The sequence below is a fragment of the Stenotrophomonas sp. 05L44_2 genome (assembly GCF_056665995.1).
Genome location: NZ_JBFTNR010000052.1, coordinates 1 through 10,192, shown reverse-complemented (window position 1 = coordinate 10,192; position 10,192 = coordinate 1). Strand labels below are relative to the sequence as shown.

The 10,192-nt window shown below is 68.5% G+C and carries 10 protein-coding genes; all 10 read left to right on the top strand.

The features are described 5' to 3' along the window. Positions 1-1,685: hybrid sensor histidine kinase/response regulator (locus tag AC1VAN_RS03220; RefSeq protein ID WP_480985254.1), on the top strand; the 1,685-nt coding region annotated here is incomplete at its 5' end. 144 nt (positions 1,686-1,829) lie between these two features. Next, on the top strand, positions 1,830-2,474 hold the full coding sequence (gene paoA, locus AC1VAN_RS03215; RefSeq protein WP_480985253.1) for an aldehyde dehydrogenase iron-sulfur subunit PaoA: 645 nt from the start codon (positions 1,830-1,832) through the stop codon (positions 2,472-2,474). After that, positions 2,471-3,427: an FAD binding domain-containing protein gene (locus tag AC1VAN_RS03210; RefSeq protein ID WP_442251067.1), complete on the top strand. Its 957-nt coding sequence runs from the start codon at positions 2,471-2,473 to the stop codon at positions 3,425-3,427. Before paoA ends, AC1VAN_RS03210 begins: the two co-directional genes overlap by 4 nt. Beyond that, positions 3,424-5,625 carry an aldehyde oxidoreductase molybdenum-binding subunit PaoC gene (gene paoC / locus AC1VAN_RS03205; protein ID WP_442251066.1) on the top strand — a complete coding sequence of 734 codons (2,202 nt, stop codon included), beginning with the start codon at positions 3,424-3,426 and terminating at the stop codon, positions 5,623-5,625. The genes AC1VAN_RS03210 and paoC overlap by 4 nt, the downstream gene beginning before the upstream one ends. Further along, positions 5,622-6,614 (top strand): XdhC family protein, encoded by a 993-nt coding sequence (locus AC1VAN_RS03200; RefSeq protein WP_480985252.1) that lies wholly within the window; start codon positions 5,622-5,624, stop codon positions 6,612-6,614. Before paoC ends, AC1VAN_RS03200 begins: the two co-directional genes overlap by 4 nt. Further along, positions 6,611-7,207, top strand: a complete 597-nt coding sequence (locus AC1VAN_RS03195) for a nucleotidyltransferase family protein (RefSeq protein WP_442251064.1) — start codon at positions 6,611-6,613, stop codon at positions 7,205-7,207. Before AC1VAN_RS03200 ends, AC1VAN_RS03195 begins: the two co-directional genes overlap by 4 nt. 117 nt (positions 7,208-7,324) lie before the next feature. Next, complete coding sequence (locus AC1VAN_RS03190; protein ID WP_025874453.1) at positions 7,325-8,275, top strand: cation diffusion facilitator family transporter; 951 nt, start codon at positions 7,325-7,327, stop codon at positions 8,273-8,275. A 70-nt stretch (positions 8,276-8,345) separates the two neighbouring features. Then, complete coding sequence (locus tag AC1VAN_RS03185; RefSeq protein WP_033831185.1) at positions 8,346-8,981, top strand: DNA-3-methyladenine glycosylase; 636 nt, start codon at positions 8,346-8,348, stop codon at positions 8,979-8,981. After that, on the top strand, positions 8,978-9,172 hold the full coding sequence (locus tag AC1VAN_RS03180) for a hypothetical protein (RefSeq protein ID WP_025874451.1): 195 nt from the start codon (positions 8,978-8,980) through the stop codon (positions 9,170-9,172). Before AC1VAN_RS03185 ends, AC1VAN_RS03180 begins: the two co-directional genes overlap by 4 nt. Before the next feature lie 70 nt (positions 9,173-9,242). Next, positions 9,243-10,192, top strand: a 950-nt coding sequence (locus AC1VAN_RS03175; protein ID WP_480985251.1) for a GAF domain-containing protein, incomplete at its 3' end; no start/stop codon positions are given.

Genomic DNA, 10,192 nt, shown 5'->3' with positions numbered 1-10,192 from the left:
ACGCCGATGGCACCCCGCTGCGGATGATCGGGGCCATGCTGGATCTCTCCGGGCGGAAGGCCGCCGAAGCGGCGCTGGCCGACAGCGAAGAGCGCCTGCGGCTGGCCACCGAAGCAGGCGAGCAAGGGTTCTGGGACGTGGACATGGTGCAGGACGTGCTGATCTGGCCGGCGCGCACCAAGGCCATGTTCGGCATCTCCGCCGGTGCGCTGGTGACCATGGACGACTTCCGTGCCGGGCTGCACCCGGACGACCGCGCGGCAACCCTGGCCGCGTTCGCCGCCGCCTGCGATCCCGAGCGGCGCGAGACCTATGACGTGGAGTACCGCACCGTCGGCAAGGAGGATGGCATCGTCCGCTGGGTCGCCGCCAAGGGCCGCGGCATCTTCGAGTTCGGCAGGTGCGTGCGCGTGCTGGGCGTGGCCATCGACATCACCGCGCGGAAGGCCGCCGACGCGCGCCTGCAGGAGCTGAACGGGCAGCTGGAGGCACGTGTTCGGGCCGAAGTCGCCGAGCGCCTGCGGGTGGAAGAGGCGCTTCGGCAGAGCCGCAAGATGGAGGCGGTGGGCCAGCTGACCGGAGGTATCGCCCACGACTTCAACAACATGCTGGCGACGGTGATCGGGCCGCTCGACCTGCTGGCGCTGCGCCTCGGCGACAGCGACGCGCGCGCCAGCCGGTACATTGAAATGGCCCTTGATGGCGCGCAGCGCGCCGCCCAGCTGACCCAGCGCCTGCTTGCGTTCTCGCGCCAGCAACCGCTGCAGCCGGTGGCGATGGATGCCAACCGCCTGGTGGCCGGCATGACCGACCTGCTGGTGCATTCCCTTGGCAGCAGCATCATCCTTGAAACCGCACTCGGCGCGGGCCTGTGGTGGACCCATGCCGACGCCAACCAGCTGGAGAACGTGGTCCTGAACCTGGCGGTCAACGCGCGCGATGCGATGCCCTCCGGCGGCCGATTGAAGATCGAGACCCGCAACCAGCGCGTCGACCTCGACACCGCATCGGCGCATGCGGGCGTGCCTGCAGGGGACTACGTCGTGATCGCGGTGACCGACGACGGCAACGGGATGACGCCGGAGGTGATGGCGCGCGCGTTCGATCCGTTCTTCACCACCAAGCAGGTCGGCCAGGGCACCGGGCTCGGGCTGTCGCAGGTGTATGGCTTCGTCCAGCAATCGGCCGGGCATGTGAAACTCGATTCCGCGCCCGGCAAAGGGACGCGGGTACAGGTCTACCTGCCGCGGCTGCTGGCCGACGTCGACATGCCCGCTGCCGCATCGGATGACGATGCGCCGGCCCTGCACGGCGGGCGCGAGCACATTCTCGTCGTGGACGATGATGCGGCCGTCCGCGCGTTCTCGGTCGATGCCCTCACTGAACTCGGCTATCGGGTACTGGCCGCAGATGGCGCCGCCAGCGCCTTGGCGCTGCTGCAGGCCCATCCAGAGGTCGCGCTGTTGTTTACCGACGTGGTGATGCCCGAGGTCAATGGACGGCAGCTGGCCGAGCAGGCACGTGCGCGCCATCCGCAGCTGAAGGTGCTGTTCGCCWCCGGCAACAGCCGCAACGCGCTGGTCGACAACAACGTGCTGGATGCGCAGGTTCACTTGATCGGCAAACCGTTCACCATCGGCGAACTGGCCTCGCGGGTAAGGATCGCGCTGGCCGGCGATGGCTGAAGGCCGCCACGCAGGTTGCGCCGCAGCCGGCAGCGGATGAATGCGCGACCGGGTCATGCTTCACCGCATGCCTACCGCGGCACCGCCATGCTGTCCCGGCATTGAATCCGCCAGCCAGCCTGCCGCAGCCAGCGAGGAGCCACGATGAGCCCACCGTCACACCTTCCCCTTTCGCGCCGGGAACTGCTGAAGTTGAGCGCGGGATCGGCCACCACCATGGCCCTGCCTGCGGTGGTCGCTGCGGCGGAGTCGGACCGGACCGGTGCACGGGCACCGGAACTGATGCAGGTGGACTTCGAGGTCAACGGAACAGCGCGATCGCTGCGGCTGGACACCCGCGTCACCCTGCTCGACGCCCTGCGTGAGCACCTGCACCTGACCGGCAGCAAGAAGGGCTGCGACCACGGCCARTGCGGYGCCTGYACSGTGMTGSTGGACGGCMGGCGSRTCAATKCCTGYCTGACSYTGGCGGTGATGCACSARGGCGCSRAGATCACCACCATCGAAGGCCTSGGCACGCCAGACCGGCTGCACGCGATGCAGGCGGCCTTCGTCAAGCATGACGGTTTCCAGTGCGGCTACTGCACCCCGGGGCAGATCTGCTCGGCCGTCGCCGTGCTGCAGGAAATCAAGGCCGGCATACCGAGCCACGTCAGCGCCGCGTTGGACGCGCCCAGTGCCTTCACTGCCGAAGAACTGCGCGAGCGTATGAGCGGCAACATCTGCCGGTGCGGTGCCTATTCCAACATCATCGAGGCCATCCAGGACGTCGGGGAGGCCAGCGCATGAGAGCTTTCAGCTACGAGCGCGCCCGGTCTCCCGCCGAGGCGGCAGCGGCAGCGGCGCGTACCCAGGGCGCTCGGTTCATTGCCGGCGGCACCAACCTGCTGGACCTGATGAAGCTGGAGATCGAGACGCCCGCCCACCTGATCGACGTAAACGGGCTGGATCTGGACACCATCGAGCCCACCAGCGAGGGAGGCCTGCGCGTCGGCGCGCTGGTACGCAATACCGATCTGGCGGCCGACCGGCGCATCCGGCGCGACTATGCGGTGCTGACCCGCGCACTGGTGTCCGGCGCATCGGGTCAACTGCGCAACAAGGCCACCACCGCCGGCAACCTGCTGCAACGCACACGCTGCCCCTATTTCTACGACACCGCACAGCCCTGCAACAAGCGGCTGCCCGGCAGTGGCTGCGGCGCGCGCGAAGGTTTCAGCCGGCAATTGGCCGTGATCGGTGCCAGCGAGCACTGCATCGCCACCCACCCCAGCGACATGGCGGTGGCGATGATGGCGCTGGATGCATCGGTGGAGACCGTCCGCGCCGACGGATCGCGCCGGAACATCGCGCTGGACGCCCTGTATCGCGCTCCTGGCCGTACGCCGCATATCGACACCATGCTGGACAAGGGCGAGCTGATCGCCGCCGTGATCCTGCCGCCGCCCCCGGGGGGCGTGCACGTGTACCGCAAGGTACGCGACCGCGCATCGTATGCGTTCGCCCTGGTGTCGGTGGCGGCGATCCTGCGGCCCGATAGCAGCGGCCGGATCGCCCTTGGCGGTGTCGCGCACAAGCCGTGGCACAGCGCTGCGGCCGATGCGGCCCTGCCGCAGGGCGCCGCCGCCGTGATGTCGGTGCTGCTGCAGGGTGCTGCGCCCACCGCACAGAACGCCTTCAAACTGGCGCTGGCCGAACGCACATTGGCTTCCATCCTGCAGGACGTGAGGGCCGAGGCATGAAATTCGACACCCCCGCAGGCCGCAATCCGATCGATGCGCAGACCGTTGTCGGCAAGCCGCACGATCGCATCGACGGCCCGTTGAAGGTCACCGGCAAGGCCACCTACGCACACGAATGGCATGACGCCACGCCTTCCGCCCCCGCCTATGGCGTGGTGGTCGGCGCGGGGATTGCCACCGGCACCGTGACCCGCATGGAGCTGGAGGCGGCACGGCGCTCGCCCGGCGTTCTGGCCATCGTCACTGCCGACACCGCCGGGCCGCTGCATCCGGTCAAGCGCAACGCGGCGCCGCTGCTGGGTGGTCCGAAGGTGCACCACTATCACCAGGCGCTGGCGGTGGTGGTGGCCGAAACGTTCGAACAGGCCCGGGCTGCGGCCGGACAGATCCGCATCCGCTATGCCCCGCAGCGTGGCCACTTCGATCTTGCGGACGCCAAGCAGGCAGGCGCTTCCCTGCAGACACCGGAGCCCGATGCGCGCGTCGGCGATTTCGAGAAGGCCTTCAGCCAGGCGGCGGTTACGCTCGATGCGATCTACCACACCCCGGACCAGTCGCACGCAATGATGGAGCCGCACGCGACGATGGCCGCCTGGGAAGGCGACCAGCTGACGGTGTGGACCTCCAACCAGATGATCGACTGGGGCCGCACCGATCTGGCCCGCACCCTGGGCATCGCCAAGGACAAGGTGCGGCTGGTGTCGCCCTACATCGGCGGCGGCTTTGGCGGAAAGCTGTTCCTGCGCTCCGATGCGCTGCTGGCCGCGCTCGCCGCACGCGCTGCCAAGCGGCCGGTGAAAGTGGCCCTGCAGCGGCCGCTGATCGCCAACAACACCACGCACCGCCCGGCCACGCTGCAGCGCATCCGGCTGGGCGCAACGCCGGARGGAAGCCTGACCGCCATCGGTCACGAATCATGGTCGGGCAACCTGCCAGGGGGCTCGCCGGAGGAAGCSGTGCAGCAGACGCGCTTGCTGTATGCGGGGCCCAACCGCTTGGCCGCACTGCGCCTGGCCACCCTCGACCTGCCCGAAGGCAATGCCATGCGAGCGCCGGGCGAAACGCCGGGACTGATGGCGCTGGAAATCGCCATGGACGAAATGGCGATCAAGCTCGGCCTGGATCCGATCGAATTCCGTATCCGCAACGACACCCAGGTCGACCCGTCCAATCCCGAGCGCCCCTTTTCACAGCGGCAGCTGGTGCAGTGCCTGCGCACGGGCGCCGAACGATTCGGCTGGCAGCGGCGCAGCGCCACCCCGGGCGCCGTGCGCGATGGACGCTGGCTGGTCGGCATGGGCGTGGCAGCAGGCTTCCGCAACAACCTGGTGATGAAATCCGGCGCACGCGTGCGCCTGGCCGCTGATGGCCAGGTCACCGTGGAAACCGACATGACCGACATTGGCACSGGCAGCTACACCATCATCGGCCAGACGGCCGCGGAAATGCTCGGCGTTCCGTTGCAGCAGGTCACGGTCAAGCTGGGCGATTCCCGTTATCCCGTGGCTGCCGGGTCCGGTGGCCAGTGGGGCGCCAACAGCTCCACCGCAGGCGTCTACGCCGCATGCATGGCACTGCGTACGAAGGTCGCGCAGGCGCTGGGAATGGACCCGGCGGCAGCGCAGTTCGAAGCCGGCAAGGTGACCGCAGGGGGCCGTAGCCGCGCCCTTGCCGATGCCGCTCAGGCCGGCGAGCTGGTGGCCGAAGACAGCATCGAGTTCGACACGCTGCAGGAGAAGTACCAGCAGTCGACCTTCGCCGCGCATTTCGTCGAGGTGGGCGTGGATGTGGCCTCGGGCGAAAGCCGGATCCGCCGCATGCTGGCCGTGTGCGCAGCCGGCCGCATCCTCAACCCGAAGACCGCGCGCAGCCAGGTGATCGGCGCGATGACAATGGGCATCGGCGCAGCGCTGTCAGAGGAGCTGGTGGTGGATCGGCGGCTGGGGTTCTTCGTCAATCACGACCTGGCCGGCTACGAAGTACCCGTACATGCCGACGTGCCGCACCAGGAGGTGGTGTTCCTCGATGAAAGCGATGCGGTGTCGTCGCCGATGAAGGCCAAGGGCGTTGGCGAGCTGGGCCTGTGCGGCGTAAGCGCGGCAGTGGCCAACGCGGTGTACAACGCGACCGGAATCCGCGTGCGCGACTATCCACTGACCCTGGACAAGCTGCTCGCTGGCCTGCCGGACATCGCATGACCAGTGCGCTCCACCCTGCCCCGTTGGATCTGGACGGTGGCAACCCGCGCCCGGTGCTGCAGGCTGCCGCCGACGCGGCGCGAGCCCGTCGTCCGGCTGCGTTGGCAGTGGTGCTGCAGACGGAAGGGTCCAGCTACAGCCGCGCGGGCACCTGTGCGCTGTTCGAACCGGGTCGACAGGTGGGCTGGCTGAGTGGCGGCTGCCTGGAACCGGAGCTGGCGCGACAGGCCGCCAACGCGGTGGATGCCGGGCGCATCGCATGGATGGAGATCGACAACCGCGACGACGCTGCGCTGTTCTCCGGCAATGCCACCGGATGCCGGGGTCGCCAGTGGCTGGCACTGCTTCCATTGCCGCAGCTCGGCGGCATCGAACAGCTTCTCGATGCCTGGCTGCAAGGGCCGCATACGCTGCACCTGGCACTGCAGGCTGATGGACGGCTGGACGCCCGCTGCGCCGGCTTCACCTTCACCCGCACGGTGCCCCCGGCCGCCCCGCAGTCGCCGGACGGCAGCCACCGCTGGCGGCTGCAGTGGCACCGGTCGCCTRTCGTGCACGTGCACGGAGCAGGCCCGGAGGCCGCGCTTCTGCTACCCCTGCTGGACCATCTGGGCTGGTGCGCGCATGTTGAGGAACCGCGACCCCGCTGGCGCGAGCACCTGCCCCTTGCCGCTGGTTCGTATTGTTCTTCCGCTGCCGCCGGCGCGGCCGATGCCGCACTCGTGATGCATCACAATTTCGAGCTCGACCGTGACGCGCTCGAACGGCTGGCAGGCTCGCGCGTGCCCTTCATCGGGCTGTTGGGGCCACGCCGTCGCAAGGACGACCTTTTCAGCGTGCTGGATACCCATACGCGCCGTGCGCTGGAACCGCGCCTGCGCTCACCGATCGGCCTGCCACTGGGCGGACGTGGTCCCGAAGCGATTGCCTTGAGCATTGCCGCGCAGCTGCAGGCATGGCGGCACGGAACGCCCCTGGCCACGCCATGACCGGGCATGCGGCCGTGGTGCTCGCAGCCGGGTGCAGCCAGCGCCTGGGGCAGCCCAAGCAGCTGCTGCGTGCGGGCGGAGAGACGCTGTTGCGACGCAGCGTGCGGCTGGCGCTGGAAACCTTGCCGGACACGCTGGTGGTGGTACTGCCCCAGCACCCACGCTTCGAAGAAGAACTCCACGGCCTGCCGGCACAGCGGCTGCACAATCCCAACCCTGGGCTCGGCATCGGCGGCAGCCTGGCGCTGGCCGCCACCCACGTGCACAGCGCCGCCAGGGTGCTGGTGATGATCTGCGATCAACCGACGCTGCGCGTGGAGCACCTGCGCGCGCTGCTGGGCGCGGCAGCCGCTGCACCGTCCGGCTGCGCGGCCACGGTACTGGGCGACACCATCGGCGTGCCGGCGGTGGTGCCGGGCAGCTGGTTTGCCGGAACAGGACTGCAACCTGCAGACGGGGGATTTGGCCGGCGGCTGCGGCAGACCGAGGGCATTGCGCGCTGCTCCGGCGCCGGGCTGGAATGCGATATCGATACGCCCGAGGACCTGCGCCGCGCGCGCGCGCTCGGCTGGCTGGATCCTGCGTCCGCCTGAGGGCGGCGGCGACAGTTGAACTGGCCAGACCGCGCTGCACGGGCGCTCGGCATACACGCTGCGCGGACGCTCCGCCGCGCAGGATGGTGCGCCCGCTACCTGCCAGCATTCCCGCACATGGCCGCACCCTCAGGCTCCCGCCTTGTCATCTACGCCGCGCTGGCCGGCAACCTCGCGATCGCCGTTGCCAAGTTCATCGCCGCCGGCCTGTCCGGCAGCTCCGCGATGCTCAGCGAAGGCGTGCATTCGCTGGTCGATACCCTCAACGAGGTGCTGCTGCTGTACGGTCTGCGCCGTGCCGAAAAGGCCCCCGACACCCTGCACCCGTTCGGCTACGGTCGCGAGCTGTACTTCTGGAGCTTCATCGTCGCCTTGCTGGTCTTTGCCGCCGGCGCCGGTGTGTCGGCCTATGAGGGCATCCAGCACATCCGCCAGCCGGAACCGGCCACCAACCACGCCATCAGCTACAGCGTGCTGGGTATTTCCATCCTGTTCGAAGGCGCCTCCTGGTGGGTTGCACTGCGCGAGTTCCGGCGCAGCAAGGGCACGCTGGGCTATTTCGAGGCGTTCCGCCGCAGCAAGGACCCCTCCACCTTCACCGTGTTGCTGGAGGACAGTGCCGCCCTGCTCGGCCTCGGCTTTGCCCTGGTCGGGTTGCTGGCCGCGCAGCTGCTGGAAATGCCGGTACTGGATGGGGTCGCCTCGTTGTGCATTGCCGGCGTGCTGGCGCTGACCGCATTCCTGCTGGCGCGGGAAACCAAGGGCCTGCTGGTGGGCGAGCCTGCGCACCCGGCCGTTGCCCAGCGCATCATGGCGGTGGCCGTGACCGATCCGGACCTGCGCCGTGCCAATGGCGTGACCACCATGCAGATGGGCCCGGAGCAGGTGGTGGCCATGCTCAGTGCCGAATTCGAGGACGACCGCACCACCCCGCAGATCGAAGCATGCATCACCCGCATCGAGGGTGCGGTGAAGCAGGAGTTCCCGGAACTGGTGGCGCTGTTCGTGAAACCGCAGACGCCGGAAGTCTTCGCCAGGCGGCGCGCGGCGCTGGCTGACCCGGAGTGAATCGATGGCGGCGGCTTCACCCGCTGCACGCCACACTGGAGCAGGATTGGGAAGCGAGCACTGCCGCAACATGATGGATTGGCTGCCGGATACCTGGATACCGATACCCCGCACCTTCTACCGGCGCCCGTCGACGGTGGTTGCACCGGACCTGCTCAACAAGCTGCTGGTGCGCAGCGACGGCCGTGCAGCGCGTATCGTCGAAGTCGAAGCCTACGCCGGCAGTGAGGATCCGGCTGCCCATTCGTATCGTGGCAGGACCGCACGCAACGCCAGCATGTTTGGCGAGGCCGGGCACCTGTATGTGTATTTCACCTACGGCATGCACTGGGGCAGCAATGTGGTCTGCGGCGAGGTCGGCGAGGGTGTTGCGGTACTGCTGCGCGCGGCAGAGCCGGTGGCCGGACAGGAACGGATGTACCCACTGCGGCCAGCTGCCCGCCACGATCACGACCTCGCCAGCGGTCCCGGCAAACTGTCGCAGGCGTTCGGCCTGGACCGGCGCGTTGATGGCGCCGATCTGGTCACCGCCAGCCACGGCATCACCCTCGTGGATGACGGCACGCGGCCCCCCGACGATCCGGTGGTAGGCCCACGCATCGGCATCACCCGGGCAGTGGATTTTCCTTGGCGCTGGCATGTTCGCGATCATCGTCACGTTTCAGTGCGCCCTGCCCGCGCCTCAACGCGAAGGAGCCCCCGATGACACCTCTCGACAAACCGCTGCGCCGTGAACTGACCATCGCCGGCCAGGCCTATACGCTGACCCTGGACCCGAGCGGACTGAAGCTGGTCGAGAAGGGACGGCGGAAGGGCCTGGAACTGCGCTGGGAAGACCTCGTCTCCGGTGACGCCGCGTTGGCCAGCGCCCTGCAGGCGTCCCTGCAACAGCCATGAGCAGGCGCATCACGACGGCATCACTGCCGTACGCAGGGCGCTAACAGACCGGGTACTAGCGTGGACAGCCATGGATGAGGCCACCCGACTTCGCGAAATCGAACGGCTGGGCGTGCTCGATACGCCGCCCGAGCCGGTGTTCGATGCCATCGTCGCCGCCGCGCGCGCCGCCACCGGCATGCCCATCGGCCTGGTCTCCATCGTTGCCGAACAACGGCAATGGTTCAAATCCAGCATCGGCCTGGGCGATGTCAGCGAAACGCCGCGCTCCATCTCGTTCTGTACCTACGCCATCGAACAGGACGCGCTGCTGGAGATTCCGGATGCGCGGCAGGATCCGCGCTTCGCCCACAACCCGTTGGTCACCGCCGGGCCCAGGGTGCGCCACTATGCCGGCATCCCTCTGGCCACTGCCCATGGCGCGCGCATCGGCACGCTGTGCCTGCTCGACACCCTGCCTGGCGTGCTGTCGCCGTCGCAGCGTGAGCTGATGGTCCATCTTGGCCGGGTTACCACCCAGGTGCTGGAGCAGCGCAGTGCGCTGTTGCGGCAGATCGACCAGGCACAGGCGCTGCATCGCGATCTCAAGCGCAGCGAGGACTTCCTGGAACGTACCAACACCGCCGCCAAGGTCGGCGGCTGGGAGCTGGAGCTGGCCACCCGCGAAGTGCGCTGGACACGCGAGACCAAGCAGATCCACGGCGTGCGTTCCAGCTACCAGCCAACATTCGAATCGGCCCTGTCGTTCTATCGTCCGGACAGCCGCAGCATCATCCAGGCGGCAGTGCAGCGCTGCACCGAACAGGGCACGCCCTGGGAAGTGCAGCTGCCGATGACCACCGCCGATGGCCGCAGCATCTGGACCCGCGTGGTGGGCACGCGGCAACAGGTGGAGGGCCTGCCACGGCTGGTCGGTGCCATCCAGGACATCACCGAAGAACGCGCGGTGGTGGACGCGCTGGAAGCCAGCGAGGTGCGTTATCGCCGCCTCTTCCACTACAGCCTGGGCCTGATCTGCAC

Coding starts and splice junctions, on each gene's coding strand:
- AC1VAN_RS03210 (WP_442251067.1), top strand. CDS start 2,471: ATGAGAGCTTTCAGCTACGAGCGCGCCCGGTCTCCCGCCGAGGCGGCA.
- AC1VAN_RS03195 (WP_442251064.1), top strand. CDS start 6,611: ATGACCGGGCATGCGGCCGTGGTGCTCGCAGCCGGGTGCAGCCAGCGC.
- AC1VAN_RS03190 (WP_025874453.1), top strand. CDS start 7,325: ATGGCCGCACCCTCAGGCTCCCGCCTTGTCATCTACGCCGCGCTGGCC.
- AC1VAN_RS03185 (WP_033831185.1), top strand. CDS start 8,346: ATGATGGATTGGCTGCCGGATACCTGGATACCGATACCCCGCACCTTC.
- AC1VAN_RS03180 (WP_025874451.1), top strand. CDS start 8,978: ATGACACCTCTCGACAAACCGCTGCGCCGTGAACTGACCATCGCCGGC.